This window comes from Micromonospora sp. DT15 (genome assembly GCF_049841475.1).
Classification (GTDB): domain Bacteria; phylum Actinomycetota; class Actinomycetes; order Mycobacteriales; family Micromonosporaceae; genus Micromonospora.
The window spans coordinates 223292-245920 of record NZ_JBNCKJ010000009.1 but is presented as its reverse complement, the minus strand read 5'-3'; the positions used below and the strand labels follow the sequence as shown (position 1 = coordinate 245920).

22 protein-coding genes are annotated in these 22629 nt (G+C 70.7%); 13 read left to right on the top strand and 9 right to left on the bottom strand.

Translation table 11 applies throughout. The features are described from left to right. Positions 1-122 precede the first annotated feature (122 nt). Positions 123-1100: an NlpC/P60 family protein gene (locus ACLQ3F_RS21250; RefSeq protein WP_425850968.1), complete on the top strand. Its 978-nt coding sequence runs from the start codon at positions 123-125 to the stop codon at positions 1098-1100. A 72-nt stretch (positions 1101-1172) separates the two neighbouring features. On the opposite strand, the gene ACLQ3F_RS21245 is transcribed toward ACLQ3F_RS21250, so the two are convergent. From ACLQ3F_RS21245 to ACLQ3F_RS21230, 4 genes are all read right to left on the bottom strand, one after another. Next, positions 1173-2162: a sigma-70 family RNA polymerase sigma factor gene (locus tag ACLQ3F_RS21245; protein WP_425850967.1), complete on the bottom strand. Its 990-nt coding sequence runs from the start codon at positions 2160-2162 to the stop codon at positions 1173-1175. Between the two features lie 384 nt (positions 2163-2546). Next, entirely contained in the window at positions 2547-3488 is a 942-nt protein-coding gene (murQ, locus tag ACLQ3F_RS21240) for an N-acetylmuramic acid 6-phosphate etherase (protein WP_425850965.1), read from the bottom strand. After that, entirely contained in the window at positions 3485-4399 is a 915-nt protein-coding gene (locus ACLQ3F_RS21235; protein WP_355008959.1) for a MurR/RpiR family transcriptional regulator, read from the bottom strand. Before ACLQ3F_RS21235 ends, murQ begins: the two co-directional genes overlap by 4 nt. Before the next feature lie 75 nt (positions 4400-4474). Continuing rightward, positions 4475-5491: an NAD-dependent epimerase/dehydratase family protein gene (locus ACLQ3F_RS21230; protein WP_425850963.1), complete on the bottom strand. Its 1017-nt coding sequence runs from the start codon at positions 5489-5491 to the stop codon at positions 4475-4477. Positions 5492-5648: 157 nt separating this feature from the next. Between ACLQ3F_RS21230 and ACLQ3F_RS21225 the strand changes: the two genes are divergently transcribed. Continuing rightward, a complete protein-coding gene (locus tag ACLQ3F_RS21225) occupies positions 5649-6341 on the top strand; it encodes an SDR family NAD(P)-dependent oxidoreductase (protein ID WP_425850962.1) in 693 nt (230 codons plus the stop codon). Here the strand turns inward: ACLQ3F_RS21225 and ACLQ3F_RS21220 are convergent. Next, on the bottom strand, positions 6326-6994 hold the full coding sequence (locus ACLQ3F_RS21220) for a thymidylate kinase (RefSeq protein ID WP_357258046.1): 669 nt from the start codon (positions 6992-6994) through the stop codon (positions 6326-6328). The two genes, ACLQ3F_RS21225 and ACLQ3F_RS21220, sit on opposite strands and share 16 nt — an antisense overlap. Positions 6995-7039: 45 nt before the next feature. Between ACLQ3F_RS21220 and ACLQ3F_RS21215 the strand changes: the two genes are divergently transcribed. The 5 genes from ACLQ3F_RS21215 to ACLQ3F_RS21195 all read left to right on the top strand — a co-directional run bounded on the left by ACLQ3F_RS21215 (position 7040) and on the right by ACLQ3F_RS21195 (position 9647). Then, positions 7040-7762, top strand: coding sequence for a nucleotidyltransferase family protein (locus tag ACLQ3F_RS21215; RefSeq protein WP_425850960.1), 723 nt, complete (start codon positions 7040-7042; stop codon positions 7760-7762). Next, positions 7759-8034, top strand: coding sequence for a hypothetical protein (locus ACLQ3F_RS21210; RefSeq protein WP_355008963.1), 276 nt, complete (start codon positions 7759-7761; stop codon positions 8032-8034). Before ACLQ3F_RS21215 ends, ACLQ3F_RS21210 begins: the two co-directional genes overlap by 4 nt. 10 nt (positions 8035-8044) lie before the next feature. Further along, on the top strand, positions 8045-8821 hold the full coding sequence (locus ACLQ3F_RS21205; protein ID WP_112621865.1) for a metallophosphoesterase family protein: 777 nt from the start codon (positions 8045-8047) through the stop codon (positions 8819-8821). Then, positions 8812-8955 (top strand): GPGG-motif small membrane protein, encoded by a 144-nt coding sequence (locus ACLQ3F_RS21200; protein WP_007464364.1) that lies wholly within the window; start codon positions 8812-8814, stop codon positions 8953-8955. The genes ACLQ3F_RS21205 and ACLQ3F_RS21200 overlap by 10 nt, the downstream gene beginning before the upstream one ends. A gap of 197 nt (positions 8956-9152) precedes the next feature. Further along, positions 9153-9647, top strand: coding sequence for a TspO/MBR family protein (locus ACLQ3F_RS21195; RefSeq protein ID WP_425850958.1), 495 nt, complete (start codon positions 9153-9155; stop codon positions 9645-9647). Positions 9648-9698: 51 nt separating this feature from the next. Here the strand turns inward: ACLQ3F_RS21195 and ACLQ3F_RS21190 are convergent, their stop codons facing one another. Next, the gene (locus ACLQ3F_RS21190; protein WP_425850956.1) at positions 9699-10472 is read right to left on the bottom strand and encodes a peptidoglycan DD-metalloendopeptidase family protein; all 774 of its coding nucleotides are present in this window, start codon (positions 10470-10472) and stop codon (positions 9699-9701) included. A gap of 250 nt (positions 10473-10722) precedes the next feature. Between ACLQ3F_RS21190 and ACLQ3F_RS21185 the strand changes: the two genes are divergently transcribed. The 5 genes from ACLQ3F_RS21185 (at position 10723) to ACLQ3F_RS21165 (ending at position 16977) form a co-directional block, all read left to right on the top strand. After that, positions 10723-12069: an ABC transporter substrate-binding protein gene (locus ACLQ3F_RS21185; protein WP_355008966.1), complete on the top strand. Its 1347-nt coding sequence runs from the start codon at positions 10723-10725 to the stop codon at positions 12067-12069. 71 nt (positions 12070-12140) lie between these two features. Next, on the top strand, positions 12141-13187 hold the full coding sequence (locus ACLQ3F_RS21180) for a carbohydrate ABC transporter permease (protein WP_355008967.1): 1047 nt from the start codon (positions 12141-12143) through the stop codon (positions 13185-13187). 1 nt (position 13188) lies between these two features. Further along, entirely contained in the window at positions 13189-14157 is a 969-nt protein-coding gene (locus ACLQ3F_RS21175; protein ID WP_357208069.1) for a carbohydrate ABC transporter permease, read from the top strand. Between the two features lie 69 nt (positions 14158-14226). Then, a complete protein-coding gene (locus ACLQ3F_RS21170) occupies positions 14227-15273 on the top strand; it encodes a LacI family DNA-binding transcriptional regulator (protein WP_425850954.1) in 1047 nt (348 codons plus the stop codon). A gap of 30 nt (positions 15274-15303) precedes the next feature. After that, positions 15304-16977, top strand: coding sequence for a glycoside hydrolase family 13 protein (locus ACLQ3F_RS21165; protein WP_425851051.1), 1674 nt, complete (start codon positions 15304-15306; stop codon positions 16975-16977). Positions 16978-17092: 115 nt separating this feature from the next. On the opposite strand, the gene ACLQ3F_RS21160 is transcribed toward ACLQ3F_RS21165, so the two are convergent. The 3 genes from ACLQ3F_RS21160 to xylA all read right to left on the bottom strand — a co-directional run bounded on the left by ACLQ3F_RS21160 (position 17093) and on the right by xylA (position 21246). Then, positions 17093-18526 carry an MFS transporter gene (locus ACLQ3F_RS21160; protein ID WP_425850953.1) on the bottom strand — a complete coding sequence of 478 codons (1434 nt, stop codon included), beginning with the start codon at positions 18524-18526 and terminating at the stop codon, positions 17093-17095. Between the two features lie 95 nt (positions 18527-18621). Next, positions 18622-20049: a xylulokinase gene (gene xylB, locus ACLQ3F_RS21155; RefSeq protein WP_425850952.1), complete on the bottom strand. Its 1428-nt coding sequence runs from the start codon at positions 20047-20049 to the stop codon at positions 18622-18624. A gap of 9 nt (positions 20050-20058) precedes the next feature. Beyond that, positions 20059-21246, bottom strand: a complete 1188-nt coding sequence (gene xylA / locus ACLQ3F_RS21150; protein WP_357204272.1) for a xylose isomerase — start codon at positions 21244-21246, stop codon at positions 20059-20061. A gap of 78 nt (positions 21247-21324) precedes the next feature. Here xylA and ACLQ3F_RS21145 point away from each other — a divergent pair, with 78 nt between their 5' ends. Beyond that, positions 21325-22563 carry an ROK family transcriptional regulator gene (locus ACLQ3F_RS21145; protein ID WP_357204270.1) on the top strand — a complete coding sequence of 413 codons (1239 nt, stop codon included), beginning with the start codon at positions 21325-21327 and terminating at the stop codon, positions 22561-22563. Positions 22564-22629 lie beyond the last annotated feature (66 nt).

The window sequence follows — 22629 nt, the reverse complement described above, 5'->3', positions numbered from 1 at the left end:
ATCCGTCTCGGGTTAGGTTGGGCGAGCCGGTCCGGCCCAGTGCCGTCCGCCCGGGTGGCCCCGGCCGGTGTCGTCGAGGGCGTCAGCAGCCCCGGCGGCCGTGGGAGAGGGGCCTTCCGCTCTTGTCATCCCTGAGAAATCTGCTGCGCACAGTGGCGCTGGTCGGCATGTCGGCCGCGCTGATCGCCCCGACGGCGGTGGCCCAGGCCGAGCCGTCCCCCGCCGACCTGACCCGCCGGATCGAGACGTCCTCGGCCGAGTTGGAGCGGGTCGTCGAGTCGTACAACAAGTTGCGTGAGGAGATCAAGACAAACGAGGCCGCCGTGGCCCGATTACAGACCCGCATCGGCCCGCTTGAACAGCAGGTCGAGCAGAGCCGGGCCGACGTGGCCGAGATCGCCTCCACCGCGTACAAGAGTGGCGGTCTGCGCACCGCGGACGCCCTGCTGCGCGCGGGCGGCTCGGCTGCGCTGCTGGACCGGCTCGGCACGATCGAGCAGTTGACCCGCCAGCGGCAGGAGAGCATCTCCGGCTTCACCACCGACCAGCGGCGGCTGCTCGACGAGAAGGCCCGCCTGAGCACGACCTTGACCCGGCAGGCCGCACAGGCCCGTCAGCTCGCCACGGCCAAGAAGCAGATCGAACAGGACCTGGCCAAGCTGTACGAGCTGCGCCGGCAGGCGTACGGGGCCGCCACTGAGCGACCCGCGCCCAAGGCAGCGACGGCCGAGGCCAGGAACGTGCCCGCCGTGTCCGGTGCTGCCGGAACAGCGGTGCGTTACGCGTTCGGGGCGATCGGCAAGCCGTACAAGTGGGCGGGCGAAGGGCCGGACGGCTACGACTGCTCCGGGCTGACCCTGGCGTCCTGGCGGGCGGCCGGCAAGTCGCTGCCGCACAGCGCCCGGATGCAGTGGAGCGCTGTCGCCCACATCGGGCGGGGCGAGCTACGCCCCGGCGACCTGATCTTCTACAGCGGGCTCGGGCACGTCGCCCTCTACGTCGGCGACGGTCAGGTGATCGACGCGCCCAGCGCCGGTCGCAACGTGCTCAAGCGTGGCATGAACATGATGTCCATCCACGGTTACGGCCGGGTCCGCTAACCACTGTCAATGACGGCGAACGGCCGGCGTCCCCCTATCGGACGCCGGCCGTTCGCCGTCATTACTACCAGGTCAGGCCGCCTGCAGCCCCTCCGCCCGGGCCAGCTCACGGAGCCGGCCGAGGGCCTGGATCTCCAGTTGCCGGATCCGCTCGCGGGACAGCGAGAACCGTGACGCGACCTCGGTGAGCGAGTGCTCCCGGCCGTCCTCCAGCCCGTAGCGGGCCCGCATGATGCCGGCCGACCGGTCGTCGAGGTGGTTGAGCAGCCCTTCGATGCGCTGCCGCTCCAGACCGCTGAGGACGATGTCCTCCGGCGACGGCGCGTCACTGTCGGCGACCAGGTCGCCGAGGCTGGTGTCGCCGTCGTCGCCGACCGGGGTGTCCAGCGAGACGGTGTCCTGCGACCAACGGCGCAACTCGTTCACCCGCTCAACGGTGACGCCGAGGGATGCCGCGATCTGCTCCGGCTCCGGGTCGCTGCCCAACTCACGGGTCAGCTGCCGGGCCACGTTGCGCATCCGGTTGACGTCCTCCACCAGGTGCACCGGCAGACGGACGGTGCGCTCCTGCTGGGCGATCGCCCGGCTGATCGCCTGGCGGATCCACCAGGTGGCGTAGGTGGAGAACTTGTAGCCGCGCTCGTAGTCGAACTTCTCGACCGCCCGGACGAGGCCGGTGTTGCCCTCCTGGATCAGGTCCAGCATGGGCATGCCCGAGCGCACGTAGCGCCGGGCGATCGACACGACCAGTCGGAGGTTGGCGCGGATGAAGAGGTCCTTCGCCCGCTCGCCCTCGACGACCAGCCATTCCAGGTCGGCCCGGTCGACACCGGCGGGAACGGCTTCCTCACCGAGCAGATGCTCGGCGTAGAGGCCGGCCTCGATCGCCTTGGAGAGCTCTACCTCCCGGGCGGCGTCCAGCAGTGGCGTCCGGGAGATCTCGTGCAGGTAGACGCCCACCAGGTCGCGTTCCTCGGCGACCTGATCGGTTCGCATGCCGATGTTCTTGTCCACGTTGCCCACGGTCCCCTCGCTCGCGCCGGTTGCCCGGTTCCTTGCCATTCCCCACACCTGTCAGCCCCTGGTAACTTCTGCTGTGCCCATCGGTGCTGACACCTACACAACAGATGAGACGTGTCGGGGATTCCTCGTCGTGAGTCGAAAGTGTCACGAATGCCTGAGTAGTAGCTGAGAGCACGATCCATGTTTGCTGTCAGCACCCCATCGGGTGGCTCGCCACTGGGCACCACGTACGGGTTTACCGCACCATGGCAACACCACCCGCCGTGGGGCACAGCGACCCGGGTCACCACCGGGATGCGATCCTGGTCACTGCCAGATACGCACCGGTGAGCCGGTCGGTTCATTCACGGGTGTGTTATTACCCTCCGGCCAGATGAACAATCCGAGGGCCCGTTCGCTTCCCGGGGGACGGGACGGGGGTCGCTATGAGGCGAGCAGGGCGAGGGCGCCGCGCACCTGGTCGGCCGAGCGGGCCAGCGCGGCCCGGGCAGCGTCGATCTCGGCACCCGAAACGAGGGCGACGAGCGCCGTCTTCAGGTCCCCGTCGGCGTCGGTGAGGGCCTGCTGGGAAAGCTCCTCCGAGCAACCGGTGGCCTCGACCAGAATCGAGATCATTCGTCCGCGAAGTTTCGCGTTGGTGGCCACCATATCGATCATGAGGTTCGAGTAGACCCGGCCCAGACGCACCATGACGGCGGTCGAGAACGTGTTGAGCACCAGTTTCTGCGCTGTGCCCGCCTTCATCCGGGTCGACCCGGTGACCACCTCGGGTCCGGTGTCCACCCCGATGAACACGTCGACCGACCGGGCGGCCTCCGCCTCCGGATTGGCGCAGAGCAGCACCGTCGAGGCGCCCTTGGCGCGGGCCGCGGACAGCGCCCCGAGGACGTACGGGGTGCGCCCGCTGGCCGCCAGACCGACCACCAGGTCCCCGGCCCGTACACAACTGGCCGATTCGACCGCGCCGCCCCGGTCGTCGTCCTCGGCGTCCTCGACGGCCCGCCACATGGCGTCCGGGCCTCCCGCGAGGTGTGCGCAGAACCAGTGTCGGGGCGAGTTGAAGGTGGGGGCCAGTTCGGCCGCGTCGAGCACGCCCAGACGGCCGGAGGTGCCGGCCCCGAAGTAGTGCACCCGGTGACCGCCGCGTAGCGCCGCGACAGCCAGGTCGACGGTGGTGGCGATCTCGTCGAGCACCGCGGCGACCGCTGCGGGCACCCGCCGGTCCGCCTCGTTGATCACGGTGAGCACGTCCCGGGTCGACATCAGGTCGAGGTCGACGCTGAGCGGGTTACGCCGTTCGGTGGGGGCACCCACCCGGACCGTGGGGCGAGCGGGCCGTGCGGGCATCTCCGCACCGGCCGTCATGCCCGCCTCCGGTTGGCACCCACCCGGTGCGACTGGACCGCCTCGGCGGTCGCCTCCAGGGCCTTGCGGGCCCGGGCGCGGTTGCGGGCGGCCACCCCGACGAAGAGGCAGTCGACCACTGTGAGCTGGGCCAGCCGGCTGGCCGTCGCGCCGGAGCGGTAGGTGGTCTCCCGGGCCGCCGTGGTCAACACGAAGTCCGCCACGTCGGTGATCGGCGAGCGCGGGAAGTTGGTCAGCGCCACTGTCACGGCACCGCGGGTACGGGCCTGCTCCAGCACCTCGATCACGTCGGAGGTGGTGCCGGTGTGCGAGATGCCGATCGCCACGTCTCCCCGGCCCAGGAGGGCGGCCGAGGTCAGAGCGGTGTGCACGTCCGGGAAGTAGAAGGCGATCCGGCCGATGCGGTGCAGCTTCTGCTGGAAGTCCGAGGCGACGAACCCGCTGGCGCCGGCGCCGTAGATGTCGATCCGAGCGGCACCGCTGATCGCCTCGACCACCTGCTCGCAGACGGCGGGGTCGAGTTGCTCGGCGGTCTCCTCGACGGCGCGGGCGTCGTTGAACGCGATGGTGGCGATGATCTGGGCGAGGTCGGCACCGGGCGGGATGTCGCCGCCGACGACGCGGGCGTCCGGTGGTTCGATCCGGCGGGCGGCCTCGGCAGCGAGGCGGATGCGCAGTTGGGGGTAACCGTCCATGCCCACCGAACGGCAGAACCGGATGACCGTCGCCTCGGAAGTCTCGGCTGCGGTGGCGAGGTCGGTGATTGTCCGCCGGGCGGCGGCCGCCGGGTCGGAGACGACCAGCCGGGCGACCCGCTGCTCGGCGGGCGACAGCGATGGCAACAGCCCGCTGATGTGGACGATCAGCCCACCGGGCTCGTGACTCGCAGAAATCTTCGGACTCTTCGCCACGGATGAAACTTACTTTCACCAAGCGTGAGCGTCAACTATGACTGTCCGACATGGGGGAAACTTCGATCGCCGGGATCACCGGTCCCGCACAGCCTGCCACTTCCCCAGGATCGCCGCCTCATCCGCCGGGTCGAGTCCACCCTGCCGGACGGCCGCCGGGTGTGCGGCCATCCACGACGCCGTCGCCCGAACGGTATCGGCCAGCGGACGGACGGTCAGACCGGTGTCCAGGGCCGGCCGGACGTCCCGGTCCATCAGGCCGGCGGTCTCCGGCAGTCGCACCCAGAGCGGCAACGCCCGCTCCCCCGACCACTCGCGTACGTCATGGGACAGCAGGAACTCCTGGTCGACCCAGGTGAGGACCGGATCGGGGACGCCCAGCCCGGCGGCCACTCCGGCCAACAGGTCGGCCCGGGACATCGCCGGACCGGAGCCGTCGTACGTGCCGCCGAGGCCGGTGCCGGCGGCGTGCAGCAACCAACGCGCCAGATCGGCCACGTCCACGAACTGCACCCGATCGGTCGGACGCCCGGGGGCCAGCACCTCGCCACCGGCCGACAGCCGCCGCACCCAGTACGGGAAACGGTCGCTCGGATCCTCCGCGCCGACGATCAGCCCCGCCCGGCAGATGAACGAACGGTCCACGCCCACCCGCTCCCGGACCAGCTCCTCGATGCTCACCTTGCACTCGCCGTACCAGCGGTGGTCCGGGCCGATGGGACCGTCCACATCCGGCGGGGCGGGTGCCAGGATCGGCGCGTCCGCAGCGGTCTGGCCCGGGGTGGTGTAATCCGCGTACACCGAGATCGTCGACACGAACGACCAGTGGCCGACATGGTCGGCGAGCGCGGCGAGCGCGTGCCGGGCGTGGCTGATCTGGCGGGTCACGTCGACCACGGCGTCGAAGCCCGCGGCGGCGAGCGGGACGAGCGACTCGGGATCATCCCGGTCGGCCGCCACGAACCGCGCCCCGGCCGGCACCGCGCCGGACACGCCCCGGGCGGCGCAGGTCACCTCGTGACCCTGTTCGACGGCGAGCTGCGCCGTGGCCCGACCGAGGAACCGGGTGCCACCGAGAATGAGGATCCGCATCCGCCGATCCTGCGCCCCCGAGGTCCGAACATCCCAGCCAATCTGCCGACGGCAGACCGCGATCATGAAGTTGTTGCCCCTCGGATCGGCGTGTCACGGCAACAACTTCATGATCGGCGGAGGGGCTCGAAGAGGGCGGGGCACTAGCGTGGGGCTTATGGGAGAGCGCAGCGTGTTGGTGACCGGGGGTTCCGGCGGGCTCGGCGGGGCAGTCGTCACCGCGTTCGTCGAGGCGGGCTGGCGGGTGGTCGTACCGGAGCGGAAAGCCCGGCCCGGGTCGGAGCCGGCGGTGGCCGGACTGGTCCGCGTGGTCGCGGACCTGGGCGAGCCGGCGGGCGCGGCGCAGGCGGTCGAGGCCGCGACCGGCGACCCGGCGGCGCCGCTGCGCGCGGTGGTCAACCTCGTCGGTGGGTACGCCAGCGGCGGGTTGGTGCACGAGACCCCGGTCGAGGAGTTCGAGCGGATGCTCACCGTCAACCTGCGGCCGACCTATCTGGTCACCCAGGCCGCGCTCCCGCACCTGGTGGAGTCCGGCGGCGGCGCGGTGGTCTGCGTCTCGGCCCGCGCGGCGGTCACCCCGTTCCGCGGCGCGGCCGGCTACTCGACGGCCAAGGCGGCGGTGCTGGCCTTCGCCAACGCGGTAGCGGTGGAGTACCGCTCGCAGAACGTCCGTTGCAACACGGTGCTGCCCAGCGTCATCGACACCCCGGCGAACCGGGCCGCCCAGCCCGACGCCGACCATTCCCGCTGGGTCACCCCGGCCGAGATCGCGCCGGTGATCCGGTTCCTCGCGTCGGCGGACTCCAACCCGACCAGTGGCGCCACAGTGCCGGTCTACGGGCGGGCCTGAGCCACCACCGGGCCGAGGTCCTCTCCGCCCGGGGCGGACGGCGGTAGCCAGGTCTCCAGATGCGCCTGGATCTGCTCGGTCACCTCCTCGGCCGGGCGGCCCGCGTCCACCAGCACGAAGGTGGGGTACTCGGGCAGCGCCCGGTAGGCGGTGTCGGCGGCGGTCAACCACCCCATCGTCTCGTGGTCGGTGCCGCGTTCCTCGATACGCCGGTACGCCTCCGCCGGGTCGACGGCGAGCAGGAAGGTCACCTGCGGGGTCGGGAACAGCCGGTAGCCGGCCCGGGCGAGCCGCTCCCAGCGCTGCCCGCCGTGCGCCCGGATGCTCGCGTACTGGCAGGCCGAGTAGCGGTCCATGACCGCCGTCCGACCGGTGAGCAGGCAGCTGATCAGGGCGATGGCGATAGCCAGCCAGCGCAGTACCGACTCCACTGCCAGCACACCGTCGCGACCGACGAGCCGCTGTGCGTCCGGACGGCCGAGGCGTTGGGCGATCCGACCGAGCCAGCGGCGGCCACTGGCGTTGCGTCGGTAGGTGGCGGGGCGCCCGGCGGCGGTCAGCGCGTCGGCCAGCCGGTGCGCCTGCGTGGTCTTACCCGAACCGTCGATCCCGATCAGGGCGACGGTGCGCAATCGGGCCTTGCGTCGTCGCATCCCCGATGATCTGGCCACCCTCCACAGGTTATCCGACCCACGCACATGGTCCGCGAGGTTTGTGGTGCTTCATCCCTGTTCACGCCCGACCGAGACACCAGCAGGTGTGGACGAACGGAATGCCGGGTACCGGAGTTCGAAATCCAACCGCCGGTCCACCAACACGACGACGGAGGAACCCAGATGGCTGAGCGCGGAGACGAGAGTCTGGTGCACACCCTCAAGAAGGTCGCCGCCGTGCTCAAGCAGTCCGAGATTCCGTTCGCCCTGGGCGGCAGCTTCGCGGTCTACGCCCACGGGGGGCACTCCAGCGATCACGACGTCGACTTCCTGATCCGGGAGGCCGACGTGGAAGAGGCACTGGAGGCCCTGGTGGCCGCCGGTTTCGTCGCGGAGCGTCCGCCGGAGGACTGGCTGGTGAAGGTCTTCGACGATGGCCGGATGGTGGACCTGATCCACCGGCCGATCGAGACCCCGGTCACCGAGGAGACGTTCGCCGACACCGTCGTCCGACCGGTGGACGCGATTCGCATGCCGGTGCTGTCCGCGACCCAGCTGATGGTGCACAAACTGCTCAGCTTCTCCCAGCACTACTGCGACTTCGCCCGCGGTCTGCCGCTGGCCCGCTCACTGCGGGAGCAGATCGACTGGGAACGGGTACGCAAGGAGACGCAGCACTCGCCGTACGCCGAGGCGTTCCTGGTGCTGCTGGACCGGCTGGAGGTGGTGTCGGCCGCCGGCACCCAGCCAGGAGAGGGGACATCGTGACCCACCATCGCGACATCGACACCGGGCCACCTGACGAGTACGTCGAGGCGGAGATCCAACGGCTGCTCGTCGAGGACCCCGCCGTCGCCGAACAGGGGATCACAGTGGTTCGACGTGAACGCGCCCTCGTGCTCTACGGCGAGGTGGAGAGTCCGCACCGACGGGACGAGATCCTGCGTCGGGTGTCCGAGCGCTTCCCGGACGTGCCTGTCACCAGCGACATCGGGGTGATCCGCGCCCAAGCGCCCACGGAGATCGAGCAACTGCCCTGAGGGAGGTTCCATGGTGATCCGGATTGCCGCTGTGGGCGACGTGCATCTGGACGAGGACGTGGTCGGCCGGTTCCGACCGGCGCTGGAGGAACTGCCGGAGTGCGCCGACGTGCTGCTGTTGGCCGGGGACCTGACCCGGCACGGCACCGAGGCCGAGGCGCGCTGCGTGGCGGAGGAGTTCGGCGGCTTGGCCGTACCGGTGGTGACAGTGCTCGGCAACCACGACCACCAGTGTGACCAGGTGCCACAGGTGGTCAAGGTGCTGGAGGACGCCGGCATCACGGTGCTGGAGGGCAACGGCGTCGTGCTGGACTGCGCGGGTGGCCGGCTCGGCATCGCCGGCGTCAAGGGCTTCGGCGGCGGGTTCGCCGGGCGGTGCGCCAGCGACTTCGGCGAGCCGGAGATGAAGGCCTTCGTACGGACCACCACCGAGAGCGCGGACCGTCTCGGTGCGGCGCTGCGCTCGCTGGACTGCGACATGCTGGTCGCGCTCACCCACTACTCGCCGGTGCCGGACACGCTCGCCGGCGAGCCGTTGGAGATCTACCCCTTCCTGGGGTCGTACCAGCTGGGGCAGGCGATCGACTCGGCGCCCACGGCGCTGGCCGTGCACGGGCACGCGCACGCCGGCACCGAGCGCGGCACGACCCCCGGCGGGGTACGCGTCCGCAACGTCGCGCACCCGGTGATCAAGCAGGCGTACAGCGTCTTTCATGTCGGCGATCAACTCGACACCGACCAGGTTTCCCCGATCGGCCAGTCGGGTAGTCAGAGGTCATGGAGCTGATTCTCTGGATTCTCGCAGTCGTACTCGTGGTCGCCGGCATCCTCGCGCTGTTCCGCCGGCAGATCCTGTGGGGCATCGTCCTCATCGTTGTCGGGCTGTTGGTCGGCCCGGGTGGTGTCAGCATCTTCAATTAGCGCTCAAACCTCTAACACCGGGACCCGTCGGGGTCGCCGCGACCGGAGCTTCGTCCTCCCGACAGAAGCACCGGCCGCGGCGATCCCGGCGCTTTTTTGTGGCTGCCGGCCCGGAGAACCGCCCTCCGGCTCGCCGGTTTGAGCCGCCCCCGAGGGCTCGGCGGTTTCAGCCGACCCCGAGGGGAAATATCTCGACCATGGAGATGTCTCAGGACGCGCCAGCGACCTCCGGGCGGCGGGCGTGGTGGGCCCTCGCCGGTTTCGCGGCGGCGGTGTTCGTCGCGGCCGCGATCGGCGGGCTGGGAGTGCAGGGCACCACCGAGGAGTACGCGAACCTGCGGCAGCCCGGCTGGGCCCCGCCCTCGTGGCTCTTCGGCCCGGTCTGGTCATTGCTCTACGCGCTGATCGCGGTGGCCGGCTGGCTGGTGTGGCGCCGGGTCGGCTTCTCCCCCGCCCTCTGGGCGTGGACCGCCCAACTGGTGCTCAACGCGATCTGGACCCCGCTGTTCTTCGGCGCGGGGCAGTACGGGCTGGCGTTCGCCGAGATCGTGCTGATGTGGCTGGCGATCGGGCTCACCGTGGTGCTTTTCGCCCGGGTGTCCCGAGTGGCGGCGGCGCTGATGCTGCCGTACTGGGCCTGGGTCACCTTCGCCGCCGCGTTGAACCTGGCGATCTGGCAGCTCAACAACTGACCGCACGGTCCCCTGCGGCGACGCCCGCCGGGGACCGTGACAGTCACCGGGTCAGCAGCGGGGCACGCCCGGGATGTAGCCGTCGGAGCCGGTGTACACGTACGCGTCGGCGATGTAGCGGCCGGAGCCGATCCGGTCCCAGATCGAGCTGGTGCCGTACGTGCCGGTGACAGTGGTGCCACTGGTCTGGCAGGCGATCGTCACCCGGGTGCCGTCGGCGACGGTGCCCACCGAGGCGTACCCAGTGCCGGGGCCGGAGCGGACGGTCAGTGGCGTGCCGCTGGTGTCGACGGTGCCGTTACCGCCGCCCGAGGAACACCCGTTGCCACTGGTGTAGCTCTTGGTGCCCCAGTACAGCGCGAGGCTGCCGTTGAAGCGGACCTGGATGTCGGCGCCGTTGAGGCGCTGCTCGTAGTGCAGGTGGGGGCCTGTCGATCCGCCGGTGCTGCCGACCCAGCCGATCACCTTGCCGTACCCGACCGTCTGCCCGACGGAGACGTTGAAGCCGCTGAGGTGGGCGTAGTACGTGCTGTAACCGCCCCCGTGGTTGATTCGGACGTACTTGCCGTAGCTGGTGCCGCCGAGGTCGGTCACCCGGTCGACGGTGCCGGGGGCGCTCGCCACCACCGGGTCGCCCTGATCGTCGGTGCGGTTGAAGTCGACGGCGTACGCCGGGCTGTGGTCCGACCGGGTCTGCCCGGACCAGGTCTGCCCGCACGGGAACGGCACCCTGAAGGTCGGCGCGGCCAGGGCCGGGGTCGTCGGCACCAACGCTCCCCCGACGAGGAGACCCGTCACCAACAGGCTGATCCACCGCTTTCGCATACAGCTCCTCCTATGTCGAAAACCTTCGATCCGGTGGGGTCAGCCTGACAGATATCGTCAATCTTCGAAAGAGTCCTCAGCCTGTCCCGGACGCGCGCCCACCAGGCAGCCCGCAGGTTTCCGGATTGTTACTCGCTCGTGTCTGACAGGGGGTGGACCGGGCCGGATGCAAGCGCTTACATGTGTGCACGCCCAATCGGACCGGCGACGGGTCACCAGCACGACCGCGCCGGCTAGGAAGGAGGACGGCATGGCGGTCTTTACCAGACCACGCCAGGCCTTCGTGATCGCCGGTGTAGTCGGGCTGGCGCTCAGCGCCACCGCCTGCGGTACCGGCGACGACAAGAAGAGCAGCAAAGCGGGTTCCGCGGAGTGCGCGGCATACGACAAGTACGAGGGCCACGACGGCAAGAAGGTCTCCATCTACGCGTCCATCCGTGACGCCGAGGCCGACCTGCTCAGGAACTCCTGGAAGTCGTTCGAGGACTGCACCGGCATCGAGATCGACTACGAGGGCAGCGGCGAGTTCGAGGCGCAGCTCCCGGTCCGGGTCGACGGTGGCAACGCCCCCGACATCGCCTTCGTGCCGCAGCCGGGCCTGGTGAAGCGTTTCGCGGACGCCGGCAAGCTGAAGTCCCTCAGCGCCGACACCAAGGCCCTCGCCGAGCAGAACATGCCGGCCGACTGGCTGAAGTACGGCACCGTGAACGGGACGCTCTACGGCGTGCCGCTCGGCGCCAACGTGAAGTCCTTCGTCTGGTACTCGCCGAAGACGTTCAAGGAGAAGGGCTGGGAGGTTCCGACCACCTGGGACCAGCTCATCGCCCTGAGCGACAAGATCGCCGCCAGCGGCATCAAGCCGTGGTGCGCGGGCGTCGAGTCCGGTGACGCGACCGGCTGGCCGGCCACCGACTGGATCGAGGACGTGGTCCTGCGTACGCAGGGTCCCGAGGTCTACGACCAGTGGACCACCCACGCCATCCCGTTCAACGACCCGAAGATCGTCGACGCGGTCGACCGCGCCGGCAGCATCCTCAAGAACGAGAAGTACGTCAACGGCGGCTTCGGCGGGGTCAAGAGCATCACCACCACCGCCTTCCAGGAGGCAGGCCTGCCGGTGACCACCGGCAAGTGCGCGATGCACCGACAGGCGTCGTTCTACGCCAACCAGTTCCCCGAGGGCACCAAGGTGGCCGAGGACGGCGACGCGTTCGCCTTCTACTTCCCGGCCATCGACCCGGCCAAGGGCAAGCCGGTGCTGGGCGCTGGCGAGTTCGTCGTCGGCTACGCCGACCGTCCCGAGGTCCAGGCCGTGCAGACCTACCTCGTCTCGGCGGAGTACGTGAACAGCCGCGCGAAGCTCGGCAACTGGGTCACGGCGAACAACAAGCTGGACATCGCCAACGTCGCCAGCCCGATCGACAAGCTCTCCGTCCAGATCCTCCAGGACAAGACGGGCACCTTCCGCTTCGACGGATCCGACCTGATGCCGGCCGCCGTCGGCGCGGGAACGTTCTGGAAGGGCATGGTCGAGTGGCTGAACGGCAAGGCGACCGCCCCGGTGCTCCAGGGCATCGAGAGCAGCTGGCCTAAGTGATCCCCGGCGGTGGCCCGGTCCGCTGACGCGGGCCGGGCCACCGGCCGAGGTGGACCCGGAAGGGAGGGTTGATGGAGTTCGACTTCGCCGATCAGCAGCCGAAGCTCCTCATGCTGATGTACGGGCTGGTCGCCTTCGTGCTGGTGGTGGGTGGTCTCCTACTGCTGCTCGACGTGGTGCCGGCCTGGTTCGCCCGGCGACGGGAGGCGCAGCTCGTCGCTGCCTCGGTTAGTGGTGCTCCACTTCCCCGTCGACCCAAGCAGCGGGAGGGGATCTTCGCGCTCTTCTTCCTGCTGCCGACGCTGCTGCTGCTCACCATCGGTCTGGTCGTGCCGGCCATCCGCACCGTGCTGCTCTCCCTGATGAACAGGACCAGCACGGAGTGGGTGGGGTTGGACAACTTCGGCTGGATGTTCTCCGACGACGCGATCGTCCGGGTCCTGATCAACACTCTGATCTGGGTGCTCCTGGTCCCGCTGGTAGCGACCGGTTTCGGCCTGATCTACGCCGTACTGGTGGACAAGGCCCGCTTCGAGTCCGTGGCCAAGTCACTGATCTTCCTGCCGATGGCCATCTCCTTCGTCGGCGCCAGCATCATCTGGAAGTTCGTCTACGCCTACCGAGGTGAGGGCGACCAGATCGGTCTGCTCAACCAGATCGTGGTCAGCCTGGGCGGTGAGCCCAAGCAGTGGCTGCTCGAATCGCCGCTGAACACGCTGCTGCTGATCGTCATCATGGTCTGGATCCAGGCCGGCTTCGCCATGGTGGTGCTCTCCGCCGCGATCAAGGCGATCCCCGGCGACATCGTCGAGGCCGCCCGGCTCGACGGGGTCAGCCCGTGGCAGATGTTCTGGCAGATCACCATGCCGAGCATCCGACCGGCGCTGATCGTCGTGATGGTGACCCTCACGATCGCCACGCTCAAGGTCTTCGACATCGTCCGGACCTCGACGAACGGCAACTACGACACCAGCGTGATCGCCAACGAGATGTACAACCAGGCGTTCCGGTACAGCGAGAACGGGCGGGGTTCCGCGCTCGCGGTCTTCCTCTTCCTCCTGGTCATCCCGGTCGTGATCTACCAGATCCGTAACCTCCGTCAACAGCGGGAGGGCTGAGATGACCACCGCAACGCCCACCGTCGCCGCCGGGACCCAGAAGACCGACGGCACCCCGACCACCACGGCCGGCCGGGTCCGCAAGCGGTTGAACAGCCGCACCGCGACGCTCGTCTCGATCGTCATCGCGGTGGTCTGGACCATCCCGACCTTCGGGTTGCTCGTCTCGTCCCTCCGCCCGGAGGACGAGATCAAGACCACCGGCTGGTGGACGGCCTTCACCAACCCGCAGTTCACCTTCGAGAACTACGAGCAGGTCCTGTTCGGGCGCTCGTCGTCCTCCGGGCAGCTCGCCGGTTCCTTCATCAACTCGCTGGCGATCACCATCCCGTCGGTGCTCTTCCCGCTCGCCTTCGCGTGCCTCGCCGCGTACGCGCTGGCGTGGATCAACTTCCGCGGCCGGGACTGGGTCTACATCGCGATCTTCGCGTTGCAGATCGTGCCGTTGCAGATGGCCCTGGTGCCGCTGCTGAGGTTCTTCTCCACCGGGGTCAGCCTCGGCGGCGTCACCCTGATGCCGGCCTGGGACCTGGTCGACGAGCAGAAGTTCGCCCAGGTGTGGTTCGCCCACACCTGCTTCGCGCTTCCGTTCGCCGTCTTCCTGCTGCACAACTTCATCTCGCAACTGCCGGGGGACCTGATGGAGGCGGCCCGGGTCGACGGGGCCACCCACCCGAAGATCTTCCGCACCATCGTGCTGCCGCTGATCACCCCGGCGCTGGCGGCATTCGGCATCTTCCAGTTCCTCTGGGTCTGGAACGACCTGCTGGTCGCGCTGATCTTCGCGGGCGGCGGTGACGAGACCGCTCCGCTGACCGTCCGGCTCGCCGAGATGGCCGGTACCCGGGGCAACGAGTGGCAGCGCCTCACCGCCGGTGCGTTCGTCAGCATCGTCGTACCCCTCATCGTGTTCCTGTCCCTGCAGCGCTTCTTCGTGCGAGGTCTGCTCGCCGGCAGCGTCAAGGGTTGACCCGCGCGCCCGCCGCCGCCTGGCCCCTCGGGCGGCGGCGGGCGCTCCGGGCACCGAGCGGGGGAAACCGTGACGAGGATCGATGATGTGGCCCGGCTGGCCGGAGTCTCCACGGCCACCGTCTCGCGGGCGCTGCGCGGACTACCGACGGTCTCGGCCGCCACCCGGCGGCGGGTGCTCGCCGCCGCCGAGCAACTCGACTACGAGGTCTCGCCGAGCGCGTCCCGGCTCGCCGGGGGCCGGACCGGCACGGTAGCGGTGGTGGTCCCCCGGATCACCCGCTGGTTCTTCAGCACTGTCGTCGAGGCGGTCGAGGAGTACCTCCACCAGTCCGGCTACGACCTGCTGCTCTACAACCTGGGCGGCCGGGAGCAGGTCCGCCAGCGGGTCCTGCGGACGGCCAACCTGCACAAGCGGGTGGACGCCATGATGCTGGTCGCCACACCGCTGCGTCCGGCCGACCTGACCGCGCTGGCCACGCTGGAACTGCCCGGCGTCACCATCAGCTCGGGCAGCAGGGTGCCCAACTGGCCGTGCGTACGGATCGACGACGTGGCGGCCGCACGGGTCGCGACCAAGCATCTGATCGACCTCGGCCATCACCGGATCGCCCACATCTCCGGCGACCCGGACGACGAGTTGGCCTTCACCACCCACCTCGACCGACGCCGGGGTTACCAGGCGGCGCTGCGCTCCGCCGGCCTGCGACCCGACCCCACCCTGGACATCGAGTCCACCTTCACCATCGACGGTGGCAACCGGGCCACCGCCGAGTTGCTGGCCCGCGGCGAGCCACCGACAGCGATCGTCGCCGCCTGCGACGAGATGGCGATGGGCGCGATGACCGCCCTGCGCGACGTCGGGCTGCGGGTGCCGCAGGACGTCAGCGTGGTCGGCATCGACGACCACGACCTGGCCGGTGTGCTCGGGCTCAGCACCGTCGCCCAGCCCGCTGCCGAGCAGGGCCGGCTGGCCGCCCAGATGTTGCTCGACCCGCTCGGGACCCGACCTCCGGGGCCCATCGTCAGTCAACGGGGTGCCGGTTGCGACACTCCGGTGGTCCTGCCCACCCGGTTGGTGGTCCGGGATTCGACAGCACCACCCCGGGCACACTGAAGTCCACACACCGCAACACGGGAGACGACCCTGAACACCGACTCGACGCAGCAGATCCCCTCCGGTCCCCCGGCCACCGGCTGGTGGACCGAGGCCGCCATCTACCAGATCTACCCCCGCTCGTTCGCCGACTCGGACGGGGACGGAATCGGTGACCTGCCCGGCATCACCGCCCGCCTCGACCACCTGGTCGAGCTGGGCGTTGACGCGGTGTGGCTCTCCCCCTTCTACCCCTCGCCGCAGGCCGACGCCGGCTACGACGTGGCCGACTACCGCGACATCGACCCGCTGTTCGGCACCCTCGCCGACGCGGACAAGCTGATCGCCGAGGCCCGGGCCCGTAACCTGCGGGTGATTGTCGACCTGGTTCCGAACCACACCTCGTCGGCGCACCGCTGGTTCCAGGCCGCGCTGCCGGCCGCGCCCGGCAGCGCGGAACGGTCGCGGTACGTCTTCCGGGACGGCCGTGGCCCGGCCGGCGACCAGCCGCCGAACGACTGGCAGAGCGTCTTCGGTGGCCCGGCCTGGACCCGGACGGTCGACGCCGACGGACAGCCCGGCCAGTGGTACCTGCACCTGTTCGACACCGGGCAGCCGGATCTCAACTGGGACAACCCGGAGGTGCACGCGGAGTTCCTGGACGTGCTGCGCTTCTGGTTGGACCGCGGGGTGGACGGCTTCCGGGTCGACGTGGCGCACGGCCTCATCAAGCAGGCCGACCTGGCCGACTGGCAGGAGCCGCAGGAGATCCTCTCCGGCAACGAGATCGACAAGCCCCGCCCGCCGATGTGGGACCAGGACGGCGTGCACGAGATCTACCGGCAGTGGCGGCAGGTGTTGGACAGCTACCCCGGCGAGCGGGTGCTGGTCGCCGAGGCATGGGTGGAACCGGCCGAGCGGCTGGCCCGCTACGTCCGCCCGGACGAGATGCACCAGGCGTTCAACTTCGAGTACCTGCTCGCCGCGTGGAGCGCACCGGCCCAGTACGCGGTGATCACCCGTTCGTTGGAGGCGACCGACTCGGTCGGCGCGCCCACCACCTGGGTGCTGTCCAACCACGACGTGGTGCGGCACGCCTCCCGGCTCGGTCTGCCGATCGGCACCGTACGCCCCAACGGCATCGGCATCGGCGACCCGCAGCCGGACGCCGCACTCGGTCTGCGCCGGGCCCGGGCGGCCACCCTGCTGATGCTGGCGCTGCCCGGCTCGGCGTACCTCTACCAGGGTGAGGAGCTGGGGCTGCCCGAGCACACCACACTGCCCGACGAGGCCCGGCAGGACCCGACCTGGGCCCGCAGCGGGCACACCCAGCGCGGCCGGGACGGCTGCCGGGTGCCGATCCCGTGGGAGGCCGACGCCCCGTCGTACGGCTTCGGGCCGACCGACGCGAGCTGGTTGCCGCAGCCCGCGCTCTGGGCGGAGTACGCGCTGGACCGCCAGCGCGACGTGCCCGGTTCGACGTACGAGCTGTACCGCACGGCATTGCGGTTGCGCCGTGCACACGGGCTGGGTCGCGGCACCCTGGAGTGGTTGTCCTCGGGCGACGAGGTGCTGAGCTTCCGCAACGGCGAGCTGACCGTGCTGACCAACTTCGGTGCCGCCCCGGTGCCGGTGCCGGCCAACGCCGAGGTGCTCGCCGCCAGCGCGCCCCTGGACGACGACGGTGCGCTCCCGGCCGACGTCACCGTCTGGCTGCGAGGCTGATCCGCATGCCGTGAGGGGCCAAGATCCGCGCAAGATCAGGGATGTTGGCCCCTCACGCTCGCTCAAGGCAGCACTTTCCCTGATGTTGCGCGGATCAGGGAGAGTAGGTCGGCGGTCAGAGGCGGTCGGCCCGGGTGTGCAGCAGGTCGCGCACGTTGTCGATGTCCGCCGGTGAGGTTCGCGAGGCGAGCCAGTACATGACCCCCGTCGGGATGAAGAAGAGCTGGAACGCGGCCAGCCCGACGGCGAAGTTCAGCGGTGGCGGGAACGCCACTCGCAGCGCCTGGAAGGCCACCCCGACCAGCCCGTTCCCGGCGGCGCGACCGACCCCGTTCACCAGGTTGCCCAGGCTGTAGACAGTGCCCCGGTGCTCCGGTGGGTTGACGTCGGCGATCAACGCGAACCAGTTCGGCGAGTTGGCCGACGTCAACGCGAGCGCCACGACGGCGGTGAGCAGGCTCAGCCCTACCGACGGCTCGGTGAACACACTGGCCAGTACCGCACCCACCACCGCGCCGCCGCTCGCGCCGTCCGGCACGTCGATGGTCACCGGCACGAAGAACAACACCAGGTAGAACGGCAGCGCGGCGAGGATGCCGATCGAGGCGACGAGTGCCCGCCCTCGCGGGGTACGCCGTTGCACGGCGTCACCGATCAGCCCGCCCACGATGGACAGCACCCCACCGAGCTGGAACAGGGTGGCGAAGACGCTGCCCACCACCACAGCTGTCGACGTGGAGTAGCCCTGGGCCTCGGCCCGTTCGGCGAACAGCACCGGCAGCCAGACCAACGAACCGAACGCGGCCTGCGCGGTCAGGCCCTGCAGGATCAGCCACCGGTTGGTCCGCCGGGCCAGGATGCGCGGCAGGTCGGCGCGGCTGATCCGGTAGTCGTACTCGGCGCCGGCGTCCAACCTGCCGGCCAGTTCCGGCTCACTCTGGCCACGCCGGACGTCGTACGTGAACAGGTAGGCCACCGTGGCGACGAGGCCGACGCCGGTCAACAGCAGGAACGGCCGACGCCAGTCGGCAGCCCCGAGCAGCCCGCCGAGGAGAGTGCCCGCGAGGGTGCCGACCCCCTGGGAGAGGCCCCAGAAGCTCATCACCAGCCCGCGTCGGGTCGGCGAGATCAGGTCGGTCACCACGGAGAAGCCCACCGAGCCGACCGCGCCGAGACCGACCGCCGCGACCAGTTGCGCGGCCAGGAACGTCAGGTAGCCGCCGGCGAGTGCGCTGCCGCCGGTGCCCGCCGCCCAGAGCAGGGTGCCCACCATGAGCAGCGGTTTACGGTTGGTGTGGTCACCGACGTACGCCCAGCCGACCGCCGCGACCGCGCTGACCAGGAAGCTGACCGCGGTGACCACGCCGAGCAGCCGACCGGACACGTCGAACGCGTCGGAGATCGGGCCGTACAGCGGGGGGACCAGCCCGATCGCCACGTTGTCCAGCGAGGCGAGCAGCACGAACACCACCACGCTGTACAACCGGTGCGCCCGCCCACCGCCCCGACCGTGCGGGCGCACGGCGGGCCCGCCACTGGTCACCGTCATGACCGGCAGCCAACCAGACCGCGCGCAGGAGGTCGTCACGCGGGTGGGTGCCGGTCACCGTCGACCGGCACCCACCCGCGCGTCGATCCCGACGGTCAGCGCCGGTCGAGCACCAACCCGCGGGCCGCGGCGTACTGGTCGCGCACCGCGGGGACAGCCGCCGCGGCGTACTCCTCGGTGCCCTCGACCGCCCAGACCGGCGGCGCGTCGCCGCCCAGGGCGACCCAGGCGGCCTGGCGGGCGGCACCGTCGGCGACGTACTCCCCGGCCGGCGGGACGACGACCGGGCAGCCGAAGACCTGCGGGGCGATCTGCCGCACCGCGGCCGACCGGGCCCCACCGCCGATCAGGATGACCCGGCGAGCGGTCGCGCCCTGCGCGGTCAGCGCGTCCAACCCGTCGGCGAGCGCGCAGAGCATGCCCTCCACGGCGGCCCGCGCCAGGTGCGCGGGGGTCGACGTACGCAGGGTCAGGCCGTGCACCGCACCGGTGGCGAGCGGTCGGTTCGGCGTCCGCTCACCCTCCAGGTAGGGCACCATGACCAGCCCGTCCGCCCCGGCTGGCGCGGAGAGCGCCAGCTCGGCCAGCTCGTCCAGGGTGACGCCGAGCATCGCCGCGGCGGCGTCCAGCACCCGGGCCGCGTTGAGCGTGGCGACCAGCGGCAGGAAGCGCCCGGACGCGTCGGCGAAGCCCGCCACCGCACCGCTCTCGTCAGCGGCGGGCACGTCGGCGACGCTGAACACTGTGCCGGAGGTGCCGATCGAGACGATCACGTCACCGGGCCCGGCGCCGACACCGAGCGCGGCGGCGGCGTTGTCCCCGGTGCCCGCACCGAGCAGGGCACCGCCCGGCCCACCCAGTACGTCGGACAGCTTTCCCGCCGAATCCGCCGGACCGAGCACCTCGGGCAGCACCAACCGCCGGCCGAAGCCCCGCTCCAGCAGGTCCAGCCGGTACTGCCCGGTGGCCGGCGACCAGTAGCTGGTGCCGCTGGCATCACCCCGGTCGGTCCGCAGCGCGTCCAGCCCCGGTGCTCCGGCGAGCCGCCAGGTCAGCCAGTCGTGCGGCAGGCAGACGGCCGCCACCTGGGCTGCCCGCTCCGGCTCGTGGGTGGCCAGCCAGCGCAGCTTGGTGAGGGTGAAGCTGGCCACCGGAACGCTGCCGGTGGCCTCCGCCCAGAACCTCTTCCCGACCGAGCCGCCGCCGACCTCCTCGATGAGGTCGGCGGCGGCGTCGGCGGACCGGGTGTCGTTCCACAGCAGCGCCGGGCGGACCACCCGGCCGTCCTCGTCGAGACACACCATGCCGTGCTGCTGGCCGGCGACGGAGATCGCCGCCACGTCGGCCAACCCGCCGGCCTGGTCGGCGGCGCTACGCAGCGCCTGCCACCAGGCTTCCGGGTCGACCTCCGTGCCGTCCGGGTGCGGTGCCCGGCCCTGCCGGAGCAGGGCGCCGGTCTCCGCGTCCCGGATCACCACCTTGCAGGACTGGGTGGACGAGTCGACGCCCGCGACCAACGGCATGGCGGGGCCTCAGCGGGCGCCGAGCAGGTGCTCGACGGCGAGCTGGTTGAGCCGGACGAAGGCGAAGCCCCGGGCGGCCACCGCGTCGACGTCGACGTCCTCGAACGCGGACCGGTCGGCAAGGAGCTCCTCGTAGCCCTCGCCGTCGTTGAGCGTCGGCGTGCTCAGCTCGCCGACCTTGCTGGCGGCGAGCGCCTCGACCACCTCGGGGTCGGCGCGGAACGCCGCTGCCCGCTCCTTGAGCAGCAGGTAGGTGCTCATGTTGGCCGCCGCGGAGGCCCACACGCCGTCCATGTCCTCGGTGCGGGACGGCTTGTAGTCGAAGTGCCGGGGGCCGTCGTAGGCCGGACCGCCGTTGGGGCCGCCGTTTTCCAGGAGGTCCACCAGGGCGAACGCGTTCATCAGGTCACCGTGGCCGAAGACCAGGTCCTGGTCGTACTTGATGCCGCGCTGGCCGTTGAGGTCCAGGTGGAACAGCTTGCCCTGCCAGAGCGCCTGGGCGATGCCGTGGGCGTAGTTGAGCCCGGCCATCTGCTCGTGGCCGACCTCCGGGTTGAGGCCGACCAGCTCGGGGTGCTCCAGCTGCGAGATGAAGCCGAGCGCGTGCCCGATGGTGGGCAGCAGGATGTCGCCGCGCGGCTCGTTGGGCTTGGGCTCCAGGGCGAACCGCAGGTTGTAACCCTTGTCGATGGAGTACTGGGTGAGCAGGTTGACGGCCTCGCGGTAGCGGTCCAGGGCGGCCTGGACGTCCTTGGCGAGGTCGTACTCGGAGCCCTCGCGGCCACCCCACATGACGAAGGTGCTGGCACCCAGCTCGGCGGCCAGGTCGACCTGACGCAGCACCTTGCGCAGCGCGTACCGGCGGACGTCGCGGTCGTTGCTGGTGAAGCCGCCGTCCTTGAAGATCGGGTGGGTGAAGAGGTTGGTGGTGACCATCGGCACCACCAGGCCGGTCTCGTCGAGGGCCTTGCGGAACCGGGCGATGTGCTGGTCCCGGGTGGCCGCGTCGACGCCGAACGGGATCAGGTCGTCGTCGTGGAAGGTGATGCCGTACGCGCCCAGCTCGGCGAGCCGGTGCACTGCCTCGACCGCGTCGAGCTCGGGACGGGTGGCGTCACCGAACGGGTCGCGGGCCTGCCAGCCCACGGTCCAGAGCCCGAAGGAGAACTTGTCGGCGGGGGTGGGACGGGGTGCCATGAGCAACCTCCGGGGTGGTGTTGTCCGCTATTTGTTCAGCGATTGAATTATTTGCCCACCCTATGGCACTGTCAAGGGGTGAGCCTCACCCACGCCCCTGCCGGCGCTGTCCGTCAGGGCAGCCTGCGCGAGCTCAACCTCGCCCTGGTCCTCGGCCGGATCGCCACGGCCGACCGACCTCCCTCCCGGGCCGACCTGGCGACCGCTACCGGCCTGACCAGAGCCACCGTGTCCGCGGTAGTCGAGGACCTGCTCGCCGGCCGGCTGGTCAGTGAGTCCGACCCCGCGCCCCGCTCGGGTGCCGGCCGCCCGGCGCGCGGACTGGTCCTGGCCGATCAGGGGCCGGCCGGGCTCGGGCTGGAGGTCAACGTGGACTACCTGGCGGTCTGCGTGGTGGACCTCGCCGGCCAGGTCCGGCACCGCACCGTACACCGGGCCGACCTGCGCCCGGTGGCCCCCGCCGACGCCCTGGCCCGCCTTGTCGAGATGGCCGGGGCAGCCCGCGAGGACGCCGCCCAGCGCGGCCTCACCCTGGTCGGGGCCGCCCTGGCGGTGCCCGGCCTGGTGGACGACGCCGGGCTGGTCCGGCTCGCGCCGAACCTCGGCTGGCATGACGTGCCGGTGCCGGCGCTGCTCGCCGAGCACCCTCCGCTGATCGAACAGGTGCCCGGCATCCCCGCACTGGTGGTGGACAACGAGGCCAACCTCGCGGCGCTCGGCGAGCTGCACTCGCAGCCCACCGGCACGTCCAGCTTCCTGCACATCTCGGGCGAGGTGGGCATCGGTGCCGGCATCGTGCTGGACGGCGCGCTGTTTCGCGGCGTACGCGGGTGGAGTGGCGAGATCGGGCACCTTCCCGTGCACCCCGAGGGCCGTCCGTGCCGCTGCGGCGGGCAGGGCTGCCTGGAGCAGTACGCCGGTCAGGAGGCGATCGTGGCCGCCGCCGGGCTGGCCCGGGCGGAGCTTCCCGCAGACACGGCGACGGCCCGGTTGGCCGAGTTGGCCGAGGCCGGCGACGCCGACGCGCTGCGGGCGCTGCGCGACGCCGGAACGGCACTCGGCGTCGCGGTGGCCGGCGTCGTCAATCTGCTCGACCTGGACACCGTGGTGCTCGGTGGCGGTTACGCGGCGCTCGCGCCCTGGCTGTGCCCCCCGGTCCTCGCCGAGATCGGTGCCCGGGTGCTCACCGCGGCCTGGTCGCCGGTCACGGTCCGCCCGTCGACGCTCGGCGCGGAGGCCGCCGCGGTAGGCGCCGCCGGCTCGGTGGCCCGCCGGATCGTCGCTCAGCCCGCCGGCTGGCTGGCCCGCGCCGGCTGATCGCCACCCGCGCCGTGCATCGCTGTCGGGGGGAATCGGTACCCTTGCTATCAGGCAACGATCCCC